The following is a 25,614-nucleotide window of genomic DNA, read 5'->3' on the forward strand; positions in this document are numbered from 1 at the left end:
TTACCGGATCTGGTTGACCAGGCTTGCGCCCTGGTGCACGAAGCGCTCACCCGCCTTCAGGCCGGTGGTCGCGACGACGTTGGCGCCGTCCAGCGGCTCGGTGGTCAGCACGCGCGGCTCGAAGCGCTCGGGCGCGACCTTGACCCAGACGATGCTCTGGTTCGAGGGGTTGCGCATCAGCGCCGCTGCTGGCACCGGCACGCCGGCCACCTGGCTCTTGGTCTGTACCACCACCTGCACCGGCTGGCCCACGGCCAGGTGCTGCAGCGCCGGGCCCTCGGCCGCGAACTGCAGCGGCAGCGCCTGCTCGCGCAGCGAGCGCGCAGCGCCGACGAAACGCAGCGGCACGCGGTCCTTGCCCACGGCCAATGCACCGCCTGCGATATCGGCCACCAGGGCCGGGTCGTAGGCCAGCGCCTCGATTCGAAGGCGCGTGGGGTCGACGATCTCGAACAGCAGCTCGCGCGCATCGACCACGGCACCGGCGACGGCCGTGGCGGAGGCGATGACGCCGGAGACGGGTGCGACCAGCGCCTCGCGGCCGGACAGGCCGGCCGACATGACGCTGGCACGTTCGGCGAAGCTGGCGAGTTCACTTTCGGCCGCCTCGATCTCCTTGCGCGGCACGGTGTCGGCCAGCTCGCGCAGGCGAGCGACGCGCTTCTCGGCCAGCGCACGCGCAGCGCGCAGCTCGGCCACTTGCGAAGCCTGGCCCGCGCGCTCCAAGTTGCCGGCAGCGGGTGCGACGTAGGCCAGAACTTCGCCCTTGCGCACGGCCTGGCCGGGTGTGGGGAAGCCACGCGGCCCGGGCTCCAGCCGGCCGGGTTGCGTGGGCTGCACGCGGCCACCGGCGTTCGGGTCCATCACGACCTTACCGGCCAGCGTGAAGGCGCGCGGCAGTTGCTTCTGCTCAGCCACCAGCGTGCGCACGCCGATCTGGTGCTGCGCGGGCTTCGGCAGGAACACGCCGCCATCCGGCAGGCGCTGCGGGGCGTTGGCGTTGGCGCCGGCGGGTGCTTCGCCATGGTCGTGGCCTTCGCCGGCCCACGTGGACGTGGTGAACAGCGCGGCCAGCAGCAGGGCCACGGTGGTCTTCATGCGGACATTCATGCGGCACCTCCGGCCGGTTGATGGCGAGCGGTGCGGCCACGTTTGAGCAAGGCGACAAGGAGCAACAGCAGCGCCAGGCCGCCAGCCACCCAGGGCGCCCACACACGCCAGCCGGCCGCATGCGCCGCCTTTGCGGGTGCTGCAGCACCATGGATGTCGAGCTCGCCGGCCAGCAGGTCGGACTCGGCACCGGCGGTGACGGTGGCGGTGATGGGGTGCGTCCCCTCGCCCGGCGTCTCGGCCAGCTCGGCCTCGAACGCACCGGCCGCGACAGCCTTCAGCGCGACGGGCTTGCCGGCCAGCTCCAGCTGCAGCGTGGCGTTCTCGACTGGTGCATTGCTGGACGCATGGTCCAGCCACAGCCGCAGGTGGTGGCCTTCGAGCACGCCGACCAACTCGAACAGATCGGATGCGGCGGAGAAGCGTGGCGAGGCCGGGCCGGCCGCCGTCGCAGGGGCTTCGCCGTGGTCGTGGCCGTCGCCGGCAAGGGCGGGGCCGGCCAGCCACAGCGCCAGCAGCAGCGGTGTCATGAAGAGGGATCGCATTGAGGTGCTTTCTTGAAAGTGGTTCATTGCGGCAGCAGGCCCAGGGCCTGGCGCAGCGTGGAGATGGCGTGCTGCACGCCGACGCGGGCGCGCGCGCTCTGGCGCTCGGCTTCGGCGGCTTCAAGCTCCACGCGCAAACGGGTCGGCAGGTCGCTCTCGCCCAGGCGGAACGACTTGTGGAAGAAGCCGCGCGTCTGCTGCGCCAACGCCAGGCGGCGCGCAGCGGCCGTGGCCACGGCCTCGGCTGCCGCCATGCGGGCGCGGGCGCCGGCAATGTCGGCCGCGAGGCGGTTGGCCTCCAGCACGCGGGTCTGCTCGACCTCGATGCGCTCGGCGCTCGCGGTAGCCACCTTGGTGCGGTAGCCGGAGGCAGAGCCCAGCGGAACACGGATGCCGAAGGTCAGGCTGTGGCTGTAGGACTCGCCCCGCGCGCCGCGCTCGCGCCCGGCCAGCAGCGTCAACTCGGGGTTGGCGCGCTTTTGCACGGCGGCCAGGTCTTGCGCCTGGCGCGCCACGCGGGCACGGTCGTCCAGCTCGGCCAGCGCGGGGTGGTCGGCAGCGGGTGACAGGTCGGCGCCAGGCGCAGGCAGCGGCTCGGCACCGGCCGCGGTTTCGGTCACCACGACGCCCAGACCGGCCAGGGCCTGGCGCGCCAGCACCACGGCGGCACCGGCCTCGGCCATCTCGGCCTGGGCCGTGGCCACCGCCCCATCGGCCTGGTTCTGGTCGGCGCGCGACAGGTCGCCTGCCGCCACGCGGCGCGCCACGTCGCGCGCCAGTTGCGCGGCGCTGTCGGCGCGGCCGCGGGTGGCCTGCTGCTCCAGCAGCGCGGCCTGTAAGCCCCACCAGGCCTCGCGCAACTGGCCGGCAAGGCGCCATTGCACAGCGCGCAAGCGGCTTTCCTGCGCCTGGCCCTCTGCGTCGGCATGGGACTGGGTCAGCCCACGCTCACCCGGCAGCCACAGCGGCACAGAAACACCAGCCTCGATCTCGCGCGCGCCGTCGTTGCCGGTGAGGCGGTCGGACTTGAGGCCGGCCTCCAGCGCCGGTGGCTCGGGCGTCCAACGCTGCGCCGCCTCACGGCGGGCCTGGCCGGCCTCGCGCCGTGTGGCGGCTGCGGCCTGCTCGGGCTGTAGCGCCCAGATCTGGGCGAAGGCTTCGGTCAAGGTGTTGGCAGGGGCCGGCGCGGCGGGTTGCGCGCTCGAGAACGCCGGCAGCATGGCGCAGGCCCACGCGGCGTTACGCAGCCAGCGGGGCGCCGATCTGCTCGAAAAAATCCAGTGCATGCACATCCTCGTGAACGCGGAAGCAGGTCCGCGAAACAGGCCCCGATGGGGCCGACGAAGGCCGCGAACGGCCGAAGTCAGGCGAGGAAGGAATGCGGCGGCCGGATCAGCCGCTCAGGCAGGCCGTCGGTGATGCTGCGTCGATAGGGCGTAGCCGCTGCGTCAGGTTGGCTTTCGGCCGTACTGAACACGGGGGCATGCAGCAGAACGGCGCACAGGCCGCCATGGCAGCCCACGCAATCGAGGTGCGGAATCTGCACGCCAGCGGCATCGTCCGCCTGCACCACATGGGTCGGCGCCGCTTCATCGGCATGCGCGTGGTGCCCGAAGTGCGGCGCCTTGACAGCCACATCGTGCCGGCACACGCTCGCCGCTGCAGACCAAGTGGCCTGCAGCGACAGCACGAGCATTAGCACGATAGAAAGAAAACGGTGCATGGACGATGGGGTTTGCTGCAACGCAGCAGCGGGGCGAGTGTAGCGGTCCAAATCTATCCCCCGTGCAAAAGCCCGATGACAAATTTGTCATCGGGCTGGAGCCAGGGTGCACACCACAATCCGGCCATGCAATTGTTGATCGTGGAGGACGAGGTCAAGCTCGCCCAGTACCTGCAGAAGGGTTTGCGCGAGGAAGGCTTCGCGGTGGACGTGGCGCACGACGGCGTGACCGGATTGGAAGCCGCCTCGCTGCACCGCTACGACCTGATCGTGCTGGACGGCATGCTGCCGGGGCTGGACGGCCTGGCCGTGCTGGCCGCGCTGCGCCAGGGCCAGCAAACGCCGGTGCTGATGCTGACCGCGCGCGGCGAAGTGGAAGACCGGGTGCGCGGCCTGCGCAGCGGGGCGGACGACTACCTGGTCAAGCCCTTCGCGTTTCCCGAACTGGTGGCACGCATCCAGGGGCTGTTGCGGCGCGCCTCGCCGGACCAGGCAGAAGCAACGGTTCTGCGCCTGGCCGATCTGGAGGTCGACCTGATCCGTCGCCGCGTGACGCGCGCCGGCCAGCGGCTGGATTTGACGAACAAGGAATTCAGCCTGCTCACGCTGCTGCTGCGTCGCCAGGGCGCGGTGCTGTCCCGCACGGAACTGGCATCGCAGGTCTGGGGCATGAACTTCGACAGCGAGACCAACGTGGTCGAGGTCGCCGTACGGCGCCTGCGCAGCAAGCTGGACCAGCCCTTCGAGCGACCGCTGCTGCACACCGTGCGCGGCATGGGCTACGTGCTGGAAACCAGGGCGCAGGCGTGAGCGCGCGTGGTCTTGGCGCCAGGCTTTCGCTCTGGCTTGCCCTGCAATCGATGATCGGACTGGGCTTGGTCTGCGGGGCCTTGTATCTAGGCTTTGATTGGACATTGGATCAACGCCGCGACGAGACGCTGGCGCAGAAGGAAACCGCGGTACGCGATTTGTTGGCGCAGACCCGCGGCGCGCACCGCCCCGAAGATGTACCGCATCTTTTGCAGGACATGTTGGCCGGACACGGCGATTTGGGCCTGCGACTGGTCGATGGAGTGGGCCAAGTCGTCTTCTCGCGTCTTTTGCCGCAAGCCGTGGCGGCCACGGCACCCGTTCACCATTTTCAAATGTCGGTGACGGACATGCCGGCGCCGGTGCAAGTCACTTTGCAGTTGGACCCGAGTGCGGACCAAGCCCTGCTGCAACGGGTCGCCTGGCTGCTCCTTGCAGCTGCACTGGCAGGCACTGCAGCCATCGCACTAGGCGGCCGATTGCTGGTGCATCGAAGCTTGGCGCCACTGCACCAGCTGGTGGAGCAAACGTCACAGTTGACACCCTACACACTCTCCGCAGACTCACTGGCCCATCGCCTGGACGGCCGAGCCCAACCAGCGGAGCTACAGCCGCTGATCGTCCAGTTCAACGCCCTGCTGGACCGGCTGGCTGCTTCCTATACGCAGATGGAGGCCTTCAATGCCGACGTGGCGCACGAACTCAACACCCCGCTCGCCACACTCATCAGCGGCAGCCAACTGGCGTTGCGTCAGGCCGCGAGCAAGGATGAGCTTCAAGAGTTGTTGGGCTCGCAGCTGGAAGAGTTGGACCGGCTGGCCCACATCGTGGCTGACATGCTGTTTTTGTCCCGTGCGGAACGGGGATCGGGCGCGCGCCGGACCGCAGTGCCCAGCTTGGCCGCGCTTGTCGCGGATGTCGCCGAGTTCCATGAAGCGGCACTCGCAGATGCGCGCCTGACACTGCGGATAGAGGGCGACGCAGCAGTGAGGGTTGACGCGGGGCTGCTGCAACGCGCCGTCTCGAACTTGTTGGGCAATGCGACGCGGCATGCACGCGCGGGAACGGAGGTGGTGTTGCGGATCCGGACTCTCGAAACGTCCTCCACGCAGATCACGGTAGAGAACTCTGGGAGCACGATCGCGCCGGAGCACTTGCCACGCATCTTTGATCGGTTCTTTCGTGCCGACTCCGCACGCGCGCAGGCAGATCGCCACCACGGCCTGGGCCTCGCCATCGTCGCGGCCATCGCGCGACTGCACGGCGGCGGGACGCTGGCGCAGTCGCAGGCCGGCCGCACATGCATCGGCCTTTGGCTGGTCGACATGACGCAAACGTCATCCAGTGGTGCGGTTTCCTGAACATTCGTTTCCCAGAATTGGTCGCACCGCGCACCGTTGCTCGGATCACTACCAAAGGAAACACCATGAACCGCCTCAACGCCATCTTGATCACGACTTTCGCCGCCTTGGGGTTTGCAAGTCAGGCCCACGCCCAAACCATGACGCGCGAGCAAGTACGCGCTGAGTACTTCCAGGCGCGCGATCAGGGGCGCCTGCCTGTCCTCGGCGAAGTCGGCGACACGCAGAAGCCGACCGCAAGCGGCAGCCTGCTGACACGTGAACAAGTGCGCCAGGCACTGATGGCGTCCGGCCCGATGCTCACCGGTGAAGGCGTGGATGCAGGCATCGCTCCCGCAGTCGGCAGCCAGCGCACGCGCGCCGAAGTGCACGCCGAAGCCGTACGGGCAGTCCGGAGCGGCAGCATCCCGGGCGGCGAGGTCTGATTACGAAGGGTCGAGCTGCAATGGCCACCGGTCCGCCGGGCGGGCACGGTGGCGGCGCCATCTTCCAGCCAGACCGAACCAATCGTCGTACAGCTTCCGACGACTTGGCATCAGACTGTCCATCGCTCAACTTTCGCGTATGGCAAAGATGACAAAAATGTAATCAGACTGTTTGCAGAACACTGCTTTGGACTTCCAGACTCAAGGCACATGCATCGCCCATCTGTGGCCGTCGATCCAAATGCGGGCCCACGACAAAGTTCGGTGGGTGGCTGCGAAGTCCTCATCGACGGGTGGTCACCAGGAATTTGTACTGCGGCAGTCGGCGTCTAGATGCCACTCGGGAAGGATCAGAAGTGAAATTCCACACGCTTGCGCGCATGGGTGTACTTGTTGGCGCCGCCGTCGTCATGGCGAGCTGCGCGTCCCTCCCCCCACCGGATTTGACCGCGCAGTCCATTTACTGCTATCGCAGCAAGGTGGACCGTTACAGAAAGGGACCGTGCACCGCAGCGCCCGTGCCAAGCTTGGCACGGGATGCCGAAGCCAAGCAGTTCAAGCCTGACCCCGGCTACCTCACCGTATACGTTGTTCGGCAAAGCTGGGGCGACGGCAGCAATATCGTTCAAGTCATTGCTGACGGCGGCAGCGCCATCGAAACTCTTCCTGACACCATGGTTAGGCTTCGACTCAAGCCGGGGAGTCACGAACTGGCCTACGAGTTCGAAGGTCAGCGCACGACTGCGCAAGTCGTAGGTGGCGTGGGTGAGGTACGTTTTGTTTGGCTTAGTGGCACAGCATGGGCTTGGCGCAGTCGCTATTCGTGGGGGGATGATCAGCAGGCCGCCATCCGGCAGCGCGCGTCGAGAACGCGCTTGATCGCAGATGTTCAAGGCGCTTAACACTTGCGCGTTTTCGACTCGTAAGACAGTCTCTCGCTTGGTCTTGCCGGCTACACACTGCCCGCCTCGCACACGCCAACGAACTGCGGCCGAGATCCCCTCCGATTGCGAGGTGCTCTCGCATGGCAACCGTCACCGACCTATGGTCCACGCACTCCGGTCGCCCCATACTCACCCTGCTCCCGTGGAGATCGCGTCCACCAAGCCTTCATCGGCCGCGTCAGTGGCCCTGAAGTCCAGTTCGCTGGCGTCGCAGTCGTCACCTGCCTCGTAGAAGCCGGCCCTGTGCCGGTTGGCCATCACCTGATGGCCTGGATGCGTCGTCGGCCCCGTGCCGATGCCGACCGCATGCCGTCGCAGCCCGCGCTGCCCGGCATCGAGCGAAGGCCTGTGTCTGCGGATACGGGCCTTCACCTGTTGCTGGCTCAGATACCTGCGCCAGCAGATCGCCGCTCCGGCTTGCCTGGAGCTTTCCCAACCGGGGACCCGTGTCCCCGCCGGGGATGGGTGTTCCCTTGTTCAACGCAAAGGAGAACCCCATGTTCACTGTCCCGATGAACCAGGCGCTGCGTCGCGTCCCTTACCTCTTGGGGGGCGCTGCATCCCACCACGCACCATCGATGCCGCGCCAGGCCGTGCCGGCGCTGCTGCGGCCCTTGCCAAGCGCCCAAGCCCTGCTCTACGCAGGGTGCAGAGCGCATTGAACGGTCAGGCCGTTCCCGGGACGCCAGGTCCCGGGGCGCGTCGCCCCCTCCAAGGAGATCGCCATGACCGTCCACACGTTCCGCAGCCGTCCGCCACGGCCCAGCGTGCAATCCGAGGAGGAGCGCGCCTGGGTGTCGTTCTACCAGCGGGCCCGCCACAACCCCGCCATCGCGGCGGAAGTGCTCACCCAGCTCGATCTGGACCCGGAGATGAAGCGCGAGCATCTGGCGCTGTACCTGTGCTGCCGCGAATCCCTGCGGCTGCACGAGGCACGCGCCGCCCGTGACCAGCGCATCGGCCGCAGCGTGCGCTGGCTGGTCGACGCCTTGACGGTGCAGAGCCTTGCCGCCGTGCGCCGCGTGTTCGGACGCACGACCGATGTCGCGCTGGCATGCCTGCCGGGCGGCGTTGAAGAGCCAGCGCAGGCGCAGGTCAGACGCCTGGCGTCCGACCCGGCGATTCGCGCCGCGCGGACAACGTTTCGGCGTCGAGGCGCGGCGGCTGCCACTGCGGAGGCATCTGCCAGTGCAGCCGACGCGCAAGTGCCACCCGCAGCGGCATCGCCAGCGGTGCGGGCCGTCCACGGCAGCTGACGTGCGCGCCGCCACCATCGGGGTTCGCCCCGCTGGTGACGGGCGCCATCAGCTCGCCAGGCAGCGCTCGAATTCCTGGTCGATGAGCCAGTGCAGAAAGCGCGTGTCCTCCGAGTTGCCCCAGTAGTGCGCCTTGCACTGCACCACGTAGTGCAGCAGATCGGTACGCGAGCGGATCCCGTCCGGCGCAATGTCGGTCAGGTGTTGCAGACGTGCGCGCTCGGCGTGCGTCAGCCGGATGCTGGAGCCCAGTCGGAGCATGGTGGTGGACCTCCCAACCACCATGGTGACGCGATGCAAGGGCTCTGTGTGGCGCTCGGCAGACCGTCCGCGCAAAGATTTCTGCAGGGACATTGCAATGACAGTCGAGTGCGAGCGCTGTGCCCTTGCGTGGCGCAGCAGCAACGCACGTGCAGTACCACCGACGCTTCCAGCTAGAAGCGCGGGTTTCACCGTGCCGGCATCTGCCGCGCATTCCATCCACCCCCACGGGCGTCGCACCCCGTCGGGGATGGCGTTCGCCCAATTTCCTCTCAAAGGAGATCGCCATGGATCTGACCCACATGCACCGCAAGGCGCTGGTCGAGCGCCTGCTGGCCCCGGATGTCGGTGCCAGCGTGCCCCGCACCGGTGAGGCCTGTGCCGCGTCCGCAACGTCGCGTGCCGAGCGCGTCCGCGAACTGCTGGACGTCGCCAAGGAATTGTTGCTGCGCGACCTGCGCCGCGACTGGCAGAACCTGCCGCTGATGGACGGGCCTGGCCCCTTCCGCGAGTGGTTGCGCTTGCACTGCAGCGCGCTGGAGCACGAGGTGTTCATCGTGGTGTTCCTGAACGCGCACCACCGCATCGTTGGCGTGCAGGAGCTGTTCCGCGGCAGTCTGTCGCAGACCTCGGTCTACCCGCGCGAGGTGGTGAAGGCGGCGTTGGCGCGCAACGCAGCGGCGGTGGCTTTCGCGCACAACCACCCCAGCGGCGACCCGGAGCCGAGCCGGGCGGACGAGTGCCTGACCGCGACGCTCAAGAGCGCGCTCGCGCTGGTGGATGTGCGCTGTGTGGACCACTTCATCGTGGCCGGTGATCGGCTGTATTCCTTCGCCGAACACGGTTTGATCTGACGCGGCCGTCGGCCGATCCGCCACGGCGGGTTGGCCGTCAGCACGCGTGCAAAGCGGTCGCCGACTCCGGCTGCTTGAGCCGGTCCAGATCGATCACCGCATCCGCCATGGCCACCAGCTCCGGCGTCTGCGTCACGAAGAATTCGCGCGCATAGCCGCCCAGCCGCAGCACGGCACGCTTCATGGCCATGAACATCCGCTTGCGCTCCGGGTCGAGGGCGCCGTCCGCCTCATCGGAGAACAGCGTGGTGTAGCACCGGCCCGTGTGCCGGACCAGGTAGAGCGCCACGGCGCGCACCAAGCAGGCTTCTAGCCAGCTTTTCTCCCCTCCGCTCATCAGCGCCAGGTTCTTGGCTTCGCCCACCAGGCCATCGTGCACGACGATGTCGAAGCCCTCGCGCAACTCACCCTTCACGGTCGCGCACTGCGTCCGCAGCGCCACCGTGAAGCGCGGGCCGTGGCTGGCCAGCAGCAGGTCATTGGTGAGGGCGGACAGCGTCGGCCCGACATCGTCGATGGCCAGCGCGATCAGGCCGTCGTGCCCCAGGCAGCGCGCCAGCAGCGTCCAGTCGCCCAGGGCCAGTTCGACCCGCTCGACGTGGGCGGCACTCGCAGCGAGCCGGTGCGCCAGGTGCGCCTGGCGCGCGCGCAGGTCGTCGCACGCCTGGCGGTCGCGGGCCACTGCGACCAGGGCCTGCTGCGCGGTCTCCTGCTGGATGCGCGCCCGCGCCACGGCAGCCTCTGCGGCTCTCAGCTGACCGGCGTCCGCCAAGGGCGGCAGCGCAGACAGTGCCGCATCGCAGCGTGCCAGGGCCGCTGCGCTACGCGCCTGGGACTGCGCAGCGTGCGCCGCCATCGCCCGACGCTCGCGCACGAGGTCCGCCCGCTCGGCCTGCTCCTCGGCATTCCACGTGGGCGCGGCGCCCGCCGGCGGCAGCACGGCCAGCTCCGTGTCGATCTGCGCCAAGGTCGCCCGCGCCTGCACGCAGGCTGCTTGCTGCGCCACCCGATCCCGCAGGTAGGCGACGCGGTCTGCCGCGCGGCCTTCCTGGCGCTCCGCCGTGGCCAGGGCCTGCGCCGCCTGGTTGAGTGACTGGATGCGGCGCAGCGCCGCTGCCCGTTGGTGCAGCGCCTCCTCGCGCTCATGGGCGCAACGGTCGACGACGGCCTGCGCACTCGGCATCAGGGACTGTGCTGCCCGCGCATCGCCGAGCAGCATGCAGCGCCCCTGCAGGTCGGTGCCGGCGCACGGCACATCGGCCACCAAGCCGCTGCGGCGCACCAGGTCCTGCACCTGCAGCACGGCCTTGCCGGCTTCGCGTTCCAGGGCACCCAGCCGCTGCTCCACCAGTTGCAACGCGGCCAGGGCCTCGCGCAGTTCGGCCACCTGGCCGCGCCGAGCCTGCGTGGCGGCGCAGCGCTGCGCGTGGACGCGCCGCGCCAGCGGCAGACGGCGTGCAGCGCGCTCGACGTCCGCCGCCTGCGCAAGGGTCCGCACGCACGGCACGCGCGCCCGCTGCAGGGTCTCGCGCCGCTGCACGGCCAGGGCGGCGCGCTCGCGGACCCTCTGCTGCAGCCGCTCCAGCCGACGCACCGCAGCGCCGTCCTGAGACGTCAACGCCTGCGCCGCACGTTCGCCCTCCTCCTGCACCGCCTGGCGCTCCGCCAGCAGCCGCGCGCGTTGCTGCGCTGCGGCCTGGTGCTGTGCCTGCTCGGCGGCGCATTGCGCCTGTGCCGCGACCGCCACATCCACGGCCGTACGCGCCACACGCAGCGCCTCCTCGGCCGCGCCCTGCCGCTGCTCGGCGCCATCCAGCCGCTGCAGCCCGGCCTGCACCTGGCCCGCCTCCTGCTCGACTGCCGCGCGCTCCTGCCGCAGGCTGCCCAGGCCGCTCTTGACGAGACGCGCCGTCTCGGCCGCCTTGGCACCCATGGCCAGGATGGCATCCTGCCCGAGCAACTCGGCCAGCAGCCCCTTGATCTCGGCATTGCGGTAGCTGCTGAGCGGACGCCGCCCCTGGGCAGCGAACACGGACGTGAAGAAGGTCTCCGCCGTGCCGCAGATCGATTCGACACAGGCCGTATAGGTCTCCAGGCGCCCGTCGGAGCGCGTGCCCTGCGCCAGCACCACCGGCCGCCAGCGGCCATCGTCGTCCAGCCGGTGCAGAAACGCCTCGGTGCGGCGCCGACCATTCAGCCGCACGACGATCTGCGAGCGGTAGCTGCGGCCCTCGTGCGCCCAGACCAGGTCCTTGACGCTCTCGGGCAGGTAGACATGGTCGTAGTAGCTGAAGCCGCCTGTGCCAGCGCTGGCGCCCCGGCTGGCCAGCAGGCAATACGGCGTGAGGTTGTCGATGACGGTGGTCTTGCCGCTGCCGTTGGCGCCGGTGATGGCGATCAGTTCGGCATCGCCGGCCAGCGCCTCCAGGTCCAGATGCAGGTCGGCCCGCCCCAGACCGTCGCGGATGCCCTTGAATCCCGTGAGCGTGAGTTGCAGTGGTTGCATGGCCGGCCTCCGAAGAAACGTTCAATGCGACCAGCTTGCCAGCCGATCACCCGGCCGCAAGGCCCAGCTCAGCGGATCCTGGCAGCCCGTCTGTTCACCAGAACGCCCACCAAGGCCGACGCCCACCACGCGCGTCCAGCGGCCGCAGATCCAGGCGGTCGGCATTGTGCGCCGGACCCGCACCGCGGCGGCGCCGCAGTTCGGCTTCGCACAGATGCGCCTGGCCGCGCGCCTCCAGCACGCCGCGCAAGGCCTCGACCCGCAGGGTGCTGGCCAACTGTGCCAGTTCGGCCTCGGGCAGGTGCTGCAGGTCGTCCAGGCGCGCATCCGGCGGGCTGTGCGGCGCAGCAGCGGTGCGCGGCCGCAGTCGGTGCAGGGTGTGCTGCAGCGGCATCGCGTCCCTACGCCAGGCGGTAGCTGCCGCGTTCGCCCTCCACCAGCAGGCCCTTGATTTTGAGGCTGGCGATGGTGGCGCCGACCGAGCCGCGCGGCATCGGCACGCCGTCGGCCAGTTCGGCGTGGGTCAGGCGCGTGAAGCGGTCGCGGTCAAGACGCGCCCGCAGGAAGGCCAGCGTGCCGACCGCGTTGCCGCGCAGGCGTGGTGCTGGCGTGGGGGTGGGCTCGGCCGCCGCTGGCGTGACCAATCCTGCACCGCGCCGCTTCATCGTGCGCGGCGCTGCGAACACCACGTCCACCACGTCGCCGGTCCCCCGCCCACGCGGTGCGGGCGGTGCCGGCGCTGAGGCCATCGCCAGACGTGGTGCCGACCTCGGCTGCGATGCGTGGCCGGTGGCCGCCAGTTCGATGGCCATGAAGTACAGGTCCTTCAACTGCGCTTCCATCGCCGACAGCGACTGCGCCAGGCGCGAGACCGACTTCCAGTGCTCGAACAGCCCGTCGTTCGACACGCTGAACGCATCCTGGCCCAGGGCCTCGCGCACGCGCTCCGCGCAGCGCTGCCCGTCTTCGGTCAGCGCGGCCTGGGCCTGGTGCAGGGCTGCGCCCGCAGCCTGGATGGTGGCAATCGTCTTGGCGTTCATCGTCATGTTCTGGGTGCTGGTGATCCGGGGCATCCTAGCAAACGGTGGCGACGTCTCCGCCCGGATTCTGGGGAGCAGTGGGCTGGGCTGCGGCGTCGTTCGACGCGCGCGACAGGATGCCCGCCGCGATGTCCTCCGGAGAAGCCGCCGCCAACGCTGCCAGGCACTGCTGCAGTGGCTCGGCATCGGCCTGCACCGTCTGCGCCCAGGCGCGCACCTGGTCGGCCAGCTGCGGCAGCTGAGAGATCCCTGGCGCCCGCGCCCGGGCCAGCGGCACGATGCGGCCTTCCAGTTGCACATCCGCCGCGCCGTCCAGGATGCGCAGCATGGCCTCTCGGTCCACGGCACCCCGGTCCTCCTCCGCGATGGTCCAGCGCACGCGCACGCTGGCGCCGGGCACCGCCGCGTTCGCAGCCGCCGCGCGCAACGCCTCCAAGTCGGGACGGCCCTCGAACACGATGTCGACCGTGCGTCGCGCCGGCGTGGGCTCCAGCCGGCACTGCGCGCGCTGCGCCTGGACGTCCCAGACCAGAAAACCCTTGTCGCCCTGCTCGCCATGGTGGAAGCGCCCTATCGATCCGGCGTAGGCGATGCACTGTTCGCCACAGACACCGTCCTGGCGCCAGGCCTGGTGCCGGTGGATGTGCCCCAGCAGAAACGCCTGGGCCTGGGCCGCGAACAGCGCGCCGGTGGTGAATTCATGGTCGAAGCCGGCCATCGGCACGCCGTGCTCGCTCAGGCAGCCGAACACGGTGCCGTGCGACACGCCGAGGGTCGGCAGTCCGCGTGCCCGGGCGGCGCGGTGTATCGGCGCGAAGCCCGCCAGGAGTGCCGCCAACTGTTCGCCCAGCGCCTCGCCGGCCTGGGCGCCGCCGACAGCCGCCGCGACGCTGGCCTTGTTGACGGTTGGCACGCAGGAGAAGACGCCGACCGCACCCACCGGCAGCGCCTCGAAGCGCCATGAAGCCGATGCCACCCAGTGACCGGCATCCGTCAGCGCCACCTGCTGGATGCGGTCTGCCACATGCACCGCGTGGCGCCCGCCCAGCGTGCGGAACACATCCAGCGTGCCCGGGGGCTCGTGCGAATAGGTGCCCTGCAGGATGAGCACCGGGCAGTGGTCGGCCAGCCGGCGCACCTGGGCCAGCAGGCGTGACGCGGCTGGCGCATGCAGCTCCAGCGCGTGGTCGGTGGCGTCGCCGGACAGCACGGCGGCGTCAACGCCCAGGGCGGCGACGCGGTCGATGGCGTACCCCAGGCAGCGGTCGGCTTCCTGCAGCATCCGCGTGCCGTAGTGCAGGTCGGAGAGGTGGGCAATGCGCATGCTGGGCCTCCTTGCCTCAAGCGCGAACGACGGCTGCAGCGGGTACAGCGGGTGCAGCGGATACCGCGGGTGCACCGACCCCGGGCAACAGGTCACCCTCCCCCCGGTTCTCCAGCACGCCGGCCGCCCACTGCGCCTGCCGCAGCGCCGTCTCCTCGTCCTCGTGCTCGCGCAGCAGCGCGGTCACGTCCACCGGCGCCTCCAGTTCGATGATCCATTGCGGCACGCGTAGCGGCCGGCCCTGGTCGTCCAGATGCGCGACCTCCTGCAGCACCTTGGTCAGCACAAAGCTCGCGCGCTCGCGCCCCAGAAAGCCCGAGATGCGGCCGCCGCGCAGTTGCGCGACCGCCTGGAAGCGCTGCACCGCGCGGCTCATGGCGTAGAAGCTGTTGGTCGGCAACTCCAGCGCACTGATCGAGCGCACGCCCGGCACGAAGAACAGGAAGCGGCCGCTCAGGTTGCATTGGCGGTTCTGGTACTCCGGGCAGGCCTCGGGATCGCAGACGCCGCCGTTGTCTTCGCGCGGCACCACCTTGCGTCCGGCGAATACGCGGATGGTGCGGCGGCCTGTCGCGTCCATCGGCACCGGCGCATGCTGCAGGCACTGGCGCTGGCCATCGGCGCCGTACTGCGACCAGTAGCGCTTGGCATGCGTGGTCCAGCAGACCAGCTCGTGCGGCATCACGGTGCTCCAGTGGTCCGACGGGAACACGACCGGCAGGCGGTACAGCCGGTGCCCCTGGCCCCGGTCCTCGCCATACAGGTCCAGGATCTGCTGCGCCACTTCGGGGTTCGGGAAGTCCTGGCCACGCACGGTGAACCAGGGCACGTTGCGCGGCACCAGCGGCGATTTGAGCTGCGGCAACGCCTCGGCCAGCATGCGTTCGATCTGCTCGAACGAGCGGCCTTCCGCCAGGCCTTGCCGGTAGATGGTCTTGGCCTCGGGATGGTCGGCCGCCTTGCGGGTCAGCACCATGATGCCGGGCCGGATCTTGCCGGCCGTGGGGATGCGGGCCGGGCCGTGGCCCAGCAGCGGGGCCAGGGACGGCGGTCCGCCGGGGACCGAAACGAGTGCGGTGGGCATGGAGGGCTCCTGTGCGGCGCCGGCACATGCCGGCCTCAACATGGTCTCGTGCATCCGCGCGGCTTCAAGTCCCGCTGCCGGCGGCGCATGCCAGTGTCGATATCGCGCGATTCAGGGGGTGGTTTCCGCTGGCATCCAGCGCTGCCATCCGCCAGCATGTGGCTATGTCGGGCATGCACGATGGGAGAACCGCATGGATGAACTGGACATCGCCGAGTCGCCCCCTTCGAGCTGGGAATGCTCGGTCGGCATGCTGCGCGCGGTGGTACGCGGCGAGACCTACGACGCCGTGGCGGCCGCGCGCGGCGTCACCCGGACGGCCGTCGAGCGCCGCATCAAGGTCGTCGCCGTGCGTCTGGCCGGCACGGCCGGCATCGCAGGCCTCAACGCCGAGGCGGCCAGCTTCGTGCGGCGCCTGCGCCTGCACCGCGACGACGTGCTGCGCGCACTCGATGGTCTGGAACCCACGGACGATGCCCAAGACCGATCCATCGTCATCCTCTCGGCGGCCGAGATCACCGCCGGTGCGCAACGCATCCGGACGCGCAGCCGGCAGCCGCTGGAGGATGTGGCGCTGTACCTCCTGCTGTTCGCCACGGCCGCGCGTCCGATGGAGATCGCCCGCTTGCTGGTACGCGACTACCTGGCGGTGGACGGCAGCGTGCGACAGGTCTCGCAGCTGCGCAGCGAAGTCACGATCACCGGGCGCGTGCGGCCCTTGCTGTTCGCCAGCGCCCGCCTGCGCGACGCGCTGGACGCCTACCTGGCCGAGCGGTTGGCCCACGGCCGCGGCGTCGGCACGAATGCCGAGTACCGGGGACTGGACCCGGACAGCCGCCTTTTCCTGTCCTCCACTGGCACCGGCTACACGATCACACCCTATGGCGAACCAGGCCAACACCGCTTTGAATGCCGCGCCATCTGGCACCAATACCGCAAGCTGTTCCGGCATGCCGAACAGAAGCAGGTGACGGCCTTGACGGCGCGGCACACCGTGGCCGATCGCCTGTACGCGCGCGGCGCCGACGAGGGGCAGATCGGCCTGCTGTTTGGCATCGGCGATCGCCGCGCGGTGCGCGAGCAGTTCCCGCGCCGGTTGCCGAACCTGGACGCGCTGACGCGGGACCTGGTCTGATCGCCATGGACGCCGACGACCTGTCTGATAGACCGGAACTCCCGGCCGACGCGCAGCAGTTCGCGCTGTACGGCCGCACGTGGTCGGGTCAGGAGCCCGCGTTCCAGCAGGCGCTGGCGCGTGCACACGCGGGCGGCGACCGGCCGCGTTGTTTGTGCACGCCTGCCGGGCTCGACATGTACGTCGCGCGGCATGAGCGTTACAGCGTCAAGCGCCTGCCGGACAGCGGCCCCCAGCACCACCCGAGCTGCCCCTCGTACGAGCCAGACTGCACCTGCTCCGGGCTGGGTCATCTGGTCGGCAACGCGGTGCGCGACGCCGGATCGGAGCGCGTCGAGCTGCGGGTGGATTTCCCGTGGGTGCGCCTGCAGGGACGTGCCGTGCCTCCGGGCACGCCCGGAGACCATGGGGACGTGGCTAACCCGCGAGCCCGCATGTCGCTGCGGGCCGTGCTGCACTACCTGTTCGAGCGTGCCGGTTTCAACCGCTGGACGCCGGCCATGGCTGGCCGACGCCACCAGGGCGTGCTGCACAAGTACCTGATGGAGGCGGCCGAAGGCATCGCCGTCAAGGGCGCCACGTTGGCCGAGCGCCTGTACGTGCCGGAGCGCTTCGACGAACGCCGGATGGCCGAGGTCGCGGCGCGTCGCAGCGAGAAGCTGGCCATCACGCACCCCAAGGACGGCTGCGCACCGATGGCGCTGGTGGTCGGCGACTTCAAGTCCTACGAGGCGGGCGATCTGGTGCACCGCCTGTGGATCCGCCACATGCCCGACCTGCCCTTGCTGCTGGAGCCGCAGGGCTGGCAGCGCCTGGTGCGGGCATACCGGCCGCTGCTGGAAGCTCACGAAGCCGACGGCGGCCGGCGCCTGCGCCTGGTCGTGGCAGCGCTGGTCCGCGCGCGTCGCCCATTTGCGCAAGAGATCGACACCGCCTGCCTGATGCTGACGAGCCGCGACTGGATTCCGCTGGAAGGCCCGCACGAACTGCCGTTGGTTGAGGCCCTGGTCGCGCAGCAGCGGCGTTTCTTCAAGCCGCTGCGCTACGACGCGCGGACGGCTGCGCTGTTTGCCAATGCGCTGCTGCTCGATGCAGGACCCAGCCCGGTTGCGCTGCATCTTCTGAGTGCTTTTATGTCGGATCAGGACCGTGCAATCAAGGACCGCCTGCTGCAGGCGGCGACACCAACTGCGTGGGCGTGGCTATTGGAGTCGCCCATGCCGCCGCTGCCGCTCGCAGATCACTTGACAAATAGTGTCTGAGTCGAGCCCCGATTTCAGGGTGTAGCGGGTGCCCGCTGTGTGCCCACAACGTTCTTGCATATCGCAGGTTCCAAAGACCGGTGTGGGCACATACCTGCCGATCACCCGTCGCAGATTTCCGCGGGGGGGGGCGGGGCGGTCTTGGACACTAGGTCCTGGACGCCTTGAGGGGATGAGTCGGCAGCTACGTCACTTATCCTTGAACTTCAAGACTCCATCGAGCTCCTGTAGCCCACCGTCGTCGTCCTGCCTTACGGCGCCACTCCAAGCCTTGACCGGTTCGTCCGGACCGCTGTCCGGCTCGAACCAGAGCAAGGAGAAAGTCTCGTCGAAGGACGGATGGTGTTTTGCCATCTCAGTTAGGTCGTAGCCCTTGGGCCAGTCCCGAAACCACACGTCCTGAGCAACACAGGCATTTTCGCCTGACCATTCGCCCTCTCGGACCAGACGCTCAGCGACAGATCCAGGCGGAATCGGCGTGCGCATCTCGACCCAAGCATTCAGATCGCGCAACGCCTTGGAGCGCGACGCATACCGGATCACCGTCGCGTTCATGAACACAAAGGCGCACGGGTAGTCGGTTACGGCCGCCAGGCGCGAGGCACAGGCAGCGAACGAGACCACATACTGCGAGCGCAGACGTTCGATCAACTCGAACGACGGTTCATCTTGATCGACGTCGCGCTTGAACGCGTCGAGCGGCATCAGCATCTCGGAAGCAAAGATGTCGCACGCGATCTCGTTGTCATCTCGCTTGACGTAGGACCAGGCGGGGGTCTCTTGGTGGTTGGACGCGAGCCCCAGCACGAGATGGGCCACCTCATGGCACACCGAGAACCGCTGGCGCTCGCGTCGCTCCAACTCGTTGACCACGATCGTCGACTTTCCGTCCCGTCGGGTTAGCGTGTAACCCGACTCGCCAGGGCTCATCTCTTCGGTCGTGAGCCTGGCGTTGACTTTTCGGGTGTAGACCTTCAGATCCTTGTCGATGTCCGACAGATCGAGCCCTGCCATGAACCGGCGGGCCATCTGGCGGATTGCCGGCTCGTCGATCACTCGTCGTCCTCGAGTGCCCTGCGCACGCGCGCAGCAATGGCCTCCATGTCAGGCCTTCCGGCCCCACGGTGTCGCATCGTGGCGCCCATCTCAAACGCCTCTGCCGTCAACTCTTTGCCAAGCACGTACTCGACCCAGTCTGGGTTGACTTCATTGCCCATCATGAATTGGGCCATCTCGACCTCCCGCGGCTTCGCTTTCAGTACACGCAGCAGCCGCTCCAACAGTTCGCTGGAGGGAGACTGCTTCTCCCCAGTTTCCAGGCGGTAGATGTAGGTGTGGTCGATGTCTGCGAGCTGACCGAGCTCCCGCGATGACAGGTCTCGGGCCTCGCGCAACTTCCGCAAGAGCATTCCCAAGCCAGACTGCGCCATGAGGGCTTCCTTTCATCAAAAAATAGGTGTAAAGTGTTGCCCACACAGGCAACAAACGAGAAAATTAGCAGGGCACGAAAGATGATTTTTTGAAAACTTCGTGTTGCCCGTGCAGACAGTGACTATGCCATCCAACCCTCGCGCCCGCAAGCACGTCCATCGTAAGGAATGAGCCATGGCCAGGAACAAACCTCTCGGCGACAGCGTCCGTGTCGGAGCGGTACGCGACCGTTCGCAGGTCTTCAATCCTCAGACGGAGGTCTGGACGAAGCGGAACGCGACGACCGGCCGCTTCATGGACCAGAAGGCCGACGGGGATCCGTTCAAGGGCGTCCGCAAGGAGAAGCCAGTGAAGTAAGTAGCAGCGGGCCAGCAGTTGTGCGCTGCTTCCCGCAATTTGTTGGAGATCAGCATGCATCGTGACTTGCCCGTTGTTTCGCAGCGCCGCCGTTTCTCAACCGGCGCTTCGGCCAGGTTCTTCTATCTGGCCGAAGCCATTGCGCGCGTCTACGAACCAACACAGACCCAGTTGAGCGACCTCGATCGCGCCTACCAAAGCACTGGCGAGTACTTGGCCACCTGCCCTGAGTTTGACGGCCTCTTGTATCAGGTGCACGCGCACGGCTCACGTCAACTCGGCACCATGGTGCGGCCGATGGACGAGTTCCGCGAAGGTTTCGACATCGACTTGGCCGCGTGCCTGGAGCGTGATGGACTGCAGCGGTACGGTGGCCCAGGCGGGCCGGCAATGCTAATTGAGCATCTCTTCGTTGCAATCAAGCGCTACGCCGATCGCCACGGATTGAAGATCAAACGGGATGATCGCTGCGTGACGCTCACCTATGCCGGTGGCATGAAGGCGGATTTCGCACCGATCATCGACGACGCATCGCACGTCGTGCTGTTCGGCGACACGCACGCCCGCATTCCCGACCGCGATCTCCAGCGCTACATCTCCACGAACCCACGCGGCTACTGCCAGCTGTTTGACAGGATCGCACTGATCCCTCCTGCCTTCGAGCGCAGGAAGGAGCTTGGCATGACCTTCGACTCCCTGCGCGAGGCGCAACTGCTTCCTCTTCCTGACGCGGAAGAAGTCTTCGCGCGGCTGCTCTCGCGGCTGGTTCAGCTCATCAAGATCAACCGGAACATCGCGTTCGGCGCTCCCACAGGGACCGTCAACCTGGCGCCCCCTTCCTGCTTCGTGACCACCCTGGCGGCCACCGCGTACGAGATCGAGGCGCCGCAGCCGCACGACGGCCCGATGGACTTGCTACTGGACATCGTTGCGCGGATGCCCACGCTCATCCAGCGATTCGAGCGGCCGGATGGCGGCGAGTTCTGGTACCTCGACAATCCGACGGCCCAGAGCGACAACTTGGCCGCGTGCATGGACACAAAGGCCAGGCAGAAGGCTTTCGACGCCTGGCACGAGCGCCTTGCAGCGGATCTCAGCGCTCTCGTCGATGCGATCGATCACAACTCGGGCATGGACGTCATCGCGCGTGCTGCCGAGCGTGCCTTCGGTCCACGGGCCCGAGCCGCTGTGCTGGAAGACAACGCACAACGCAGGGAGGCCAACCGCTTCGCAGGCCGCGCAGTCTTCCTGGCGGGATCCGGTGCTGCCGTATCAACAGCTGCCCGAGCTCACACCAACTACGGTGATTGAATGCGAGCGACACCGCCTGTCCGCATTCCCACGTTGGCCGAACGCGCCGTGGAGCTGCGCCGGCTGGACTTTCCTGGATCGCGTGTGCAACTGATACAGGGACGCGAGCTTCGCTTCACGTTCTCGCTCTCGCCGACCAGCTTCTCGCGTCTCTACCGCTGCATGCTGGTGGTGACCCGAAATCGTTGGCCGCGTATGGTTGTCCTGGACCCCGATCTCGACGCGTTGGCGGACGGCCGGTCCCTGCCCCACATCTACAGGCAGGACGGGCCCGGCACCATACTGTGCCTATGGCTTCCGCGCAAAAACGAGTGGCAGCCGCAGATGCGGTTCTTGGATACCTACCTGGCCTGGACCGCCGAGTGGTTGAACTACTTCGAGGAGTGGCTGGCCACGGGTCAGTGGGCCGGCGGCGGGGAACACCCACCGACTCGAAGGAAACGCCGACTACCGACTAGGAGCCTGGGAATCTGATGAACACGCTCTCCGTTCGGAAACACATCCCGATGCAGGCGGGATTTGCGATTGGCATCGACATACTTGCACTCGGCGTCTGCGCCGTGCAGACGGGACGCCATGTCTAGGTCCGACCCGATCCGCACCAACTACTTTGCTTCCGTTCAGGCTGCCGAAGCTGTCTCGGACGGCCTGTTCTACCTCAATGGGGCGCTGTCGATCGCGACACTGCTGGTTGATCAGAAGAAGGTCCCAGACGTCTACGACCTCATCCTGCTCTCCTTCTGCCTCTGCGTTGTGGCAATGTTCACGCTCGGCCTTATCTTGAAGGTCTATCTGACGCCGCGTGCAGAAGACAAGCGTCGCCAGGACTTCTTCAGCAGCGCGTGCGCCGTCAACTTAACTCACCAGCAGACAGACGGCTACTACAACAACGACTTCAAGGAACCGATCAAACGAATGGCAGCGCAGGTTCTTGAGAACAGCCTGTTCAGCAAGACGATTGCCCTGAAGATGGCGCGCCGGGAGCGAGTCAAGATCATCGGCTACGCGCTGATCTGGTCGGTGCTGTTGCACTACCGCAAGACCGAACTCGGATTGATTGTGGTCGCGTCGCAAGTTCTTTTCAGTGAGCAGATACTGTCCAAATGGGTTCGAATCGAGTGGCTGCGAATTCGGTGCGATCGGACGTTCGATGACGTCTACAAGCTGTTCTTGAACCAGCCATCTGGTGTGCAGTTCAAAGCACATGCTCTTGACGCTGTCACGATGTACGAGACTTCCAAGGCTAGTGCAGGGGTCACGTTATCTTCCAAGATCTTCGACGAGTTGAACGACGAAGTCTCCGCAGAGTGGGACAAGATAAAGGCGACGCTCAAAATCTAGAATCAGCGCGTTTCTTGTGATGTTGATAACTTGTGACTGCGACGCCGCGGATCGGAGAATCCTGCCGTGTAGCGCCACCTGCTGCGGCTGCTGAGCAACAGGCTCGGCGCTTTCGCTACGCTTCTGCGGCCGGCCATCGCGCCGGCATGGCGGCCGAGGCGAACTTGGAAGCGAAAACCAGGACGTCGAGGGTTAAGAAGTAGCGCAGGTTGTAAGGGCCTCGTTCTTTTCACCGCGCGGCCACGCTTAGATGAGGCAGCTCATACGGCTTTGCAGAGAAAAGCCATGTTCGGAAAAACACGAAGCAACGTGGGCGATCGTTCTGCGCCCCAAATTGACTTTCGGCGCCACATGGCCAATGACAGCAGCTGGCCGGTCGTAGACTTGATGCCAACGCCCACCATCAAATGGATGCAGGCGCTCAGCAGCACATTCAGCCGGCCGACAGGCTGAACCCGTCAGGCCACAGCATATAGCCGCCACCTGGACCCGGCCGCCACTCCCCGCCGACGCCCTTGCCTGCATCGGTCAAGTAGTGCCGGCCACCCTCACGCAGCTCCAGCATCCCAAGCGCAACCAGGCGCTCCTGGAACGCCTTGGTCGTCATCCCAAGCTTGACTGCGATCTTGGCGGTCGTGATCTTCTCGTACTGCGTGGTGGCCGCTGTAGACGCTGACGGAGGCGCTTCAGTCGTTGGCTTCGCCGCGTCGGGTTTGGTCGCCAAGGATGCCGGGGCCTCGGGCTTGCGCTCCACGCGTTCGAGCGTGATCCGGACCTCGTCGCTGATTCGGATGATGCGTTGAGCTTCCTCGTAGGCATCACGGTACAAGTCGACGTCGGCGAGGCGATCGATCAGCACGCCCATCTCGTTGTTGTTCACCATCGAGAACTCGTACAGGTTCAAGCTGGTGACGATGCAGGCCGACTCGCTCAGGTAACACTTCGCATGCAGGTTCTTGCAGAACGACGTGCGCACGTAGGTCATCTGGTAGGTTGAGCACGGGCAGGCAAATGAGCACAGCTCATTGCCCTAGCACTGTAGCGTCGGCCGCTTGGTCGACGCGTGCGTCTGCCCAGACGCCCGTTCAGCCAGGCAGTGAACCCGAGGACGAATCAGCGCCGCCTGTGCCGCTCAGCGGCATTCCTGGATCCACCGCCGAATGTCCTCCGCGCGCCAGGCCGTGATGCCCTCGGACAGCCGGACCGGCCCAGGGAAACTTCCCGCTTTGACGCGCCGCCAAAGCGTCGCTCTGGAGAACGGAATCAGGCGCAGCAGCAGCCGGGCGCGCACAAACCCGGTCAGCGGCAGGCCTGTGGGCTCCGCCGCTGGAGGTGGCGGATTGACCGCCATCGTGGAAAGGGAGTGGGATGCACGGGAAACGTCTTGCATGATCGACCCTTGCGCCGGCATTCGCCGGCAGACATGGAAGACCATCTCGGTCGCAGCCACCATGGTCAAGTTCGATGTGCTGCCAAGGAGCGCCAGACCGATGCCGTCGACCGCCGGCGCTCCGCTCGGGCAGGGACGTGAAACGCACACGTGGGGGAGATGTGGCGAAGAAGCTCGCCATAGGGCAGGTGACGACTGCGACGCGCCAGAACGGCGATGCTGAAACTCTAGTCCACCGTGGCCACCGCATCCTGGCGATGGCGCCCCTTCAACGTCAAACCAACCCCCATGCCCGGCCGTTCTCGCATGGCACGCGCGAGACTACGCGGGCGCGCCTGACACGCCTTGCTCCGGCGCATGGGGCACAGGCTCCGTCCGCACGGTCGCGGCGGCCGCTGCGGCCGCAGCGGCTGCGTGGTCGACCGTTGGCTCGGCCGCTGGATCGGCTGCATCGTCCGCCGCCTGCACCGCTGCACTGCCCTCCGAACCCCTGGCATCCAGCGCATTCATCTGCCGCCGCAGCCGCCCCGCCAGGCTGCGCGCGCTGCTGGCCAACTCCCGTACCCTCCGCTTCAGCGCCGCACGCTCTCGGTCGATGCCCTCGGGCGTTGCCACCTCGTGGATCTCCAGCGTCTGCAGCAGCGGCATCAGCTGGTCCAGCTTGCCCAGGATCTCCAGATACCGCCGCCCGCTCGACGACAGAACCCCCACCTCCATCACCATCGGCACCGTGTCGTAGGTCGCGGCGGCCGTGATGCCATGCGCCTGGAACAGCGCCTCCGCCGCGTCGATCGCCTGGTTCAGGTCGTCTGCCACCTTGTCCATCTGCGCCCGCAGCGCCGCCTCGGCCTTCGCTACCTCGGCATGGTCCAACCGCGTGCGCGCGATCACCGACACGAAGTGGCTGCCGAGCTGGAAGGTGTTGAAGTAGCGCACGAAGGAGCGCTTGCCATCCGGGCTGGCGAAGCGCACCGGGATCTTCAGGCTGGCCGCCTCGATGCGCCGGAAGTCCGCCTTGTTCTCGCGCGCAAGGATGCGGGCGTTGACGCCCCCCTGGTCATGCTTGACGACATCGATCTGGGCCATGGCATCCTCCTGCAGCGCCAACGCGCCGTCGCCATGATCAGGCAGTCTCAGCCGCATTGCCATGCGAAACGGGGGGCGATTTGCGGCGATTTCGACATCAGCCCCACATGAGACCGCCTGGACCGTTGACGCCGTGCAACGGGGCGCCTACTGTGCGTCCCATGCAGTAGCTGGCCCTGCCCTGGCGAGCCCTGGAGAGACCGACGTCCACGCGCCCTCAGCGCCGTGCGACGTCACGGACTGAACCGGTTCGCGGAACCCGCTTTCGAGGCCAGCCCAGGCCCTGTGCCTGGCCTGGCACCGAAAGCTTTCCCGCCGGTCGCTGGCAGACCGGACGCACGACGCAACGCGCCGCGCGCAAGCCAGCCTCGTGTCCCGATCCTTCCCGGATCCGATGTTTGCCAACCCCTGGGGGCTCCACGCCCCGCGGGTGCTGGTGGCCTCCTTCTGTTCATCCCAGGAGCCCACCATGTTGCACACCCACGCTTGTTCGCAGGCCGTTGCCGTTGACACGCTGTTCCACGTGCCGGTCGACCTGCTCGAGACCGACACCCGCTGCGCCGACACCGACGCCTTCGATGTCGATGCGCCCGTCGAATGGAGCGAAGAAGACCTGGTGTTGCTGCATTGGCGGCTGCTCCGGGAGATCCAGCGGCTGGCCGAGCCGGAGACGCCGCTGGAGGAGAAGCTGGACACGCTGCGCTGGGTCTTCACCGAACGCACCAAGGACGGCCAGCCGTTCTCGTTCGTGTCCTGTCTGCGCGTAGTGGGCTGCAGCCCGCTGTCGCCGCTGCCCTATTGCGGGCTCGTGGACGCCGAAGAAGTCCGCGACCGCATCCGCGCCGCCGTCCAACCTTGGCTGCGCGAGACCCTGCTGCGCTACCCAGGCTGGGTGCGCGAGGCCGTGCTGGACCACCCCGACTGGGTGGCCGCGCGCCTGGCCGCCAACCCGCAGTGGCTGAACGAGGAGGTGCGGCGCATTGCGCTGCAAGGCGACATGTTCGCCTGAGTTATTGCCCGGATCGCCCACGCGGTCCACTCGCCCGACCCATCCACCC

At 67.5% G+C, this 25,614-nt stretch carries 30 protein-coding genes; 14 read left to right on the forward strand and 16 right to left on the reverse strand.

Annotated elements, in window-relative coordinates; translation table 11 throughout:
- The 4 genes from AC099J_RS20720 to AC099J_RS20735 all read right to left on the reverse strand — a co-directional run bounded on the left by AC099J_RS20720 (position 1) and on the right by AC099J_RS20735 (position 3,378).
- The gene (locus tag AC099J_RS20720) at positions 1-1,110 is read right to left on the reverse strand and encodes an efflux RND transporter periplasmic adaptor subunit (protein WP_479617175.1); all 1,110 of its coding nucleotides are present in this window, start codon (positions 1,108-1,110) and stop codon (positions 1-3) included.
- Positions 1,107-1,655 carry a hypothetical protein gene (locus tag AC099J_RS20725; RefSeq protein ID WP_479617176.1) on the reverse strand — a complete coding sequence of 183 codons (549 nt, stop codon included), beginning with the start codon at positions 1,653-1,655 and terminating at the stop codon, positions 1,107-1,109. Before AC099J_RS20725 ends, AC099J_RS20720 begins: the two co-directional genes overlap by 4 nt.
- A 23-nt stretch (positions 1,656-1,678) precedes the next feature.
- Positions 1,679-2,941 (reverse strand): TolC family protein, encoded by a 1,263-nt coding sequence (locus AC099J_RS20730; RefSeq protein ID WP_479617177.1) that lies wholly within the window; start codon positions 2,939-2,941, stop codon positions 1,679-1,681.
- A 77-nt stretch (positions 2,942-3,018) separates the two neighbouring features.
- The gene (locus AC099J_RS20735) at positions 3,019-3,378 is read right to left on the reverse strand and encodes a hypothetical protein (protein WP_479617178.1); all 360 of its coding nucleotides are present in this window, start codon (positions 3,376-3,378) and stop codon (positions 3,019-3,021) included.
- A 126-nt stretch (positions 3,379-3,504) separates the two neighbouring features.
- Between AC099J_RS20735 and AC099J_RS20740 the strand changes: the two genes are divergently transcribed.
- The 4 genes from AC099J_RS20740 (at position 3,505) to AC099J_RS20755 (ending at position 6,876) form a co-directional block, all read left to right on the forward strand.
- Positions 3,505-4,188, forward strand: a complete 684-nt coding sequence (locus AC099J_RS20740; RefSeq protein ID WP_479617179.1) for a heavy metal response regulator transcription factor — start codon at positions 3,505-3,507, stop codon at positions 4,186-4,188.
- Positions 4,185-5,549 (forward strand): heavy metal sensor histidine kinase, encoded by a 1,365-nt coding sequence (locus tag AC099J_RS20745; RefSeq protein ID WP_479617180.1) that lies wholly within the window; start codon positions 4,185-4,187, stop codon positions 5,547-5,549. The genes AC099J_RS20740 and AC099J_RS20745 overlap by 4 nt, the downstream gene beginning before the upstream one ends.
- A gap of 65 nt (positions 5,550-5,614) precedes the next feature.
- The gene (locus AC099J_RS20750; RefSeq protein WP_479617181.1) at positions 5,615-5,974 is read left to right on the forward strand and encodes a DUF4148 domain-containing protein; all 360 of its coding nucleotides are present in this window, start codon (positions 5,615-5,617) and stop codon (positions 5,972-5,974) included.
- Positions 5,975-6,330: 356 nt separating this feature from the next.
- Positions 6,331-6,876: a hypothetical protein gene (locus tag AC099J_RS20755; RefSeq protein WP_479617182.1), complete on the forward strand. Its 546-nt coding sequence runs from the start codon at positions 6,331-6,333 to the stop codon at positions 6,874-6,876.
- A 171-nt stretch (positions 6,877-7,047) separates the two neighbouring features.
- Here AC099J_RS20755 and AC099J_RS20760 read toward each other — a convergent pair whose 3' ends face one another.
- Positions 7,048-7,290, reverse strand: coding sequence for a hypothetical protein (locus tag AC099J_RS20760; protein ID WP_479617183.1), 243 nt, complete (start codon positions 7,288-7,290; stop codon positions 7,048-7,050).
- Between the two features lie 125 nt (positions 7,291-7,415).
- Between AC099J_RS20760 and AC099J_RS20765 the strand changes: the two genes are divergently transcribed.
- Positions 7,416-7,580, forward strand: a complete 165-nt coding sequence (locus AC099J_RS20765) for a hypothetical protein (protein ID WP_479617184.1) — start codon at positions 7,416-7,418, stop codon at positions 7,578-7,580.
- A 63-nt stretch (positions 7,581-7,643) separates the two neighbouring features.
- Positions 7,644-8,174, forward strand: a complete 531-nt coding sequence (locus AC099J_RS20770; protein WP_479617185.1) for a hypothetical protein — start codon at positions 7,644-7,646, stop codon at positions 8,172-8,174.
- A 48-nt stretch (positions 8,175-8,222) separates the two neighbouring features.
- Here AC099J_RS20770 and AC099J_RS20775 read toward each other — a convergent pair whose 3' ends face one another.
- On the reverse strand, positions 8,223-8,435 hold the full coding sequence (locus AC099J_RS20775) for a hypothetical protein (RefSeq protein WP_479617186.1): 213 nt from the start codon (positions 8,433-8,435) through the stop codon (positions 8,223-8,225).
- 287 nt (positions 8,436-8,722) lie between these two features.
- Here AC099J_RS20775 and AC099J_RS20780 point away from each other — a divergent pair, with 287 nt between their 5' ends.
- A complete protein-coding gene (locus tag AC099J_RS20780; protein WP_479617187.1) occupies positions 8,723-9,289 on the forward strand; it encodes a JAB domain-containing protein in 567 nt (188 codons plus the stop codon).
- A 37-nt stretch (positions 9,290-9,326) separates the two neighbouring features.
- Here the strand turns inward: AC099J_RS20780 and AC099J_RS20785 are convergent, their stop codons facing one another.
- The 5 genes from AC099J_RS20785 to AC099J_RS20805 form a co-directional block, all read right to left on the reverse strand.
- Positions 9,327-11,795 carry a DNA repair protein gene (locus tag AC099J_RS20785; protein ID WP_479617188.1) on the reverse strand — a complete coding sequence of 823 codons (2,469 nt, stop codon included), beginning with the start codon at positions 11,793-11,795 and terminating at the stop codon, positions 9,327-9,329.
- Between the two features lie 94 nt (positions 11,796-11,889).
- The gene (locus tag AC099J_RS20790; protein ID WP_479617189.1) at positions 11,890-12,189 is read right to left on the reverse strand and encodes a hypothetical protein; all 300 of its coding nucleotides are present in this window, start codon (positions 12,187-12,189) and stop codon (positions 11,890-11,892) included.
- 7 nt (positions 12,190-12,196) lie between these two features.
- On the reverse strand, positions 12,197-12,835 hold the full coding sequence (locus AC099J_RS20795; protein WP_479617190.1) for a hypothetical protein: 639 nt from the start codon (positions 12,833-12,835) through the stop codon (positions 12,197-12,199).
- A 34-nt stretch (positions 12,836-12,869) separates the two neighbouring features.
- Entirely contained in the window at positions 12,870-14,159 is a 1,290-nt protein-coding gene (locus AC099J_RS20800; RefSeq protein ID WP_479617191.1) for a metallophosphoesterase family protein, read from the reverse strand.
- 16 nt (positions 14,160-14,175) lie between these two features.
- On the reverse strand, positions 14,176-15,243 hold the full coding sequence (locus AC099J_RS20805) for a recombination directionality factor (RefSeq protein WP_479617192.1): 1,068 nt from the start codon (positions 15,241-15,243) through the stop codon (positions 14,176-14,178).
- A gap of 193 nt (positions 15,244-15,436) precedes the next feature.
- On the opposite strand from AC099J_RS20805, the gene AC099J_RS20810 reads away from it, so the two are divergent.
- Together AC099J_RS20810 and AC099J_RS20815 are read left to right on the forward strand one after the other, a co-directional pair.
- A complete protein-coding gene (locus AC099J_RS20810) occupies positions 15,437-16,378 on the forward strand; it encodes a tyrosine-type recombinase/integrase (protein WP_479617193.1) in 942 nt (313 codons plus the stop codon).
- 5 nt (positions 16,379-16,383) lie between these two features.
- Positions 16,384-17,640: a DUF1173 family protein gene (locus AC099J_RS20815; RefSeq protein WP_479617194.1), complete on the forward strand. Its 1,257-nt coding sequence runs from the start codon at positions 16,384-16,386 to the stop codon at positions 17,638-17,640.
- A 189-nt stretch (positions 17,641-17,829) separates the two neighbouring features.
- Here AC099J_RS20815 and AC099J_RS20820 read toward each other — a convergent pair whose 3' ends face one another.
- Both AC099J_RS20820 and AC099J_RS20825 read right to left on the reverse strand, forming a co-directional pair.
- Positions 17,830-18,696 (reverse strand): ImmA/IrrE family metallo-endopeptidase, encoded by an 867-nt coding sequence (locus AC099J_RS20820; protein ID WP_479617195.1) that lies wholly within the window; start codon positions 18,694-18,696, stop codon positions 17,830-17,832.
- Positions 18,693-19,070, reverse strand: coding sequence for a helix-turn-helix domain-containing protein (locus AC099J_RS20825; RefSeq protein ID WP_479617196.1), 378 nt, complete (start codon positions 19,068-19,070; stop codon positions 18,693-18,695). The genes AC099J_RS20820 and AC099J_RS20825 overlap by 4 nt, the downstream gene beginning before the upstream one ends.
- Positions 19,071-19,245: 175 nt before the next feature.
- On the opposite strand from AC099J_RS20825, the gene AC099J_RS20830 reads away from it, so the two are divergent.
- The 4 genes from AC099J_RS20830 (at position 19,246) to AC099J_RS20845 (ending at position 22,080) form a co-directional block, all read left to right on the forward strand.
- Complete coding sequence (locus AC099J_RS20830; RefSeq protein WP_479617197.1) at positions 19,246-19,428, forward strand: hypothetical protein; 183 nt, start codon at positions 19,246-19,248, stop codon at positions 19,426-19,428.
- A 54-nt stretch (positions 19,429-19,482) separates the two neighbouring features.
- Entirely contained in the window at positions 19,483-20,739 is a 1,257-nt protein-coding gene (locus AC099J_RS20835; RefSeq protein WP_479617198.1) for an SMODS domain-containing nucleotidyltransferase, read from the forward strand.
- A 33-nt stretch (positions 20,740-20,772) separates the two neighbouring features.
- Complete coding sequence (locus tag AC099J_RS20840) at positions 20,773-21,213, forward strand: type II CBASS E2 protein (protein WP_479617199.1); 441 nt, start codon at positions 20,773-20,775, stop codon at positions 21,211-21,213.
- A 102-nt stretch (positions 21,214-21,315) separates the two neighbouring features.
- Complete coding sequence (locus AC099J_RS20845; RefSeq protein WP_479617200.1) at positions 21,316-22,080, forward strand: hypothetical protein; 765 nt, start codon at positions 21,316-21,318, stop codon at positions 22,078-22,080.
- A gap of 433 nt (positions 22,081-22,513) precedes the next feature.
- Here AC099J_RS20845 and AC099J_RS20850 read toward each other — a convergent pair whose 3' ends face one another.
- The 3 genes from AC099J_RS20850 to AC099J_RS20860 all read right to left on the reverse strand — a co-directional run bounded on the left by AC099J_RS20850 (position 22,514) and on the right by AC099J_RS20860 (position 24,556).
- The gene (locus AC099J_RS20850; RefSeq protein WP_479617201.1) at positions 22,514-23,065 is read right to left on the reverse strand and encodes a DNA repair protein; all 552 of its coding nucleotides are present in this window, start codon (positions 23,063-23,065) and stop codon (positions 22,514-22,516) included.
- 147 nt (positions 23,066-23,212) lie between these two features.
- Entirely contained in the window at positions 23,213-23,533 is a 321-nt protein-coding gene (locus tag AC099J_RS20855; protein ID WP_479617202.1) for a helix-turn-helix transcriptional regulator, read from the reverse strand.
- Between the two features lie 258 nt (positions 23,534-23,791).
- Positions 23,792-24,556, reverse strand: coding sequence for a DUF1845 domain-containing protein (locus tag AC099J_RS20860; protein WP_479617203.1), 765 nt, complete (start codon positions 24,554-24,556; stop codon positions 23,792-23,794).
- A gap of 469 nt (positions 24,557-25,025) precedes the next feature.
- On the opposite strand from AC099J_RS20860, the gene AC099J_RS20865 reads away from it, so the two are divergent.
- Entirely contained in the window at positions 25,026-25,565 is a 540-nt protein-coding gene (locus AC099J_RS20865) for a hypothetical protein (protein ID WP_479617204.1), read from the forward strand.
- Positions 25,566-25,614 lie beyond the last annotated feature (49 nt).

This window comes from Rhodoferax sp. RT4P68 (assembly GCF_056521305.1).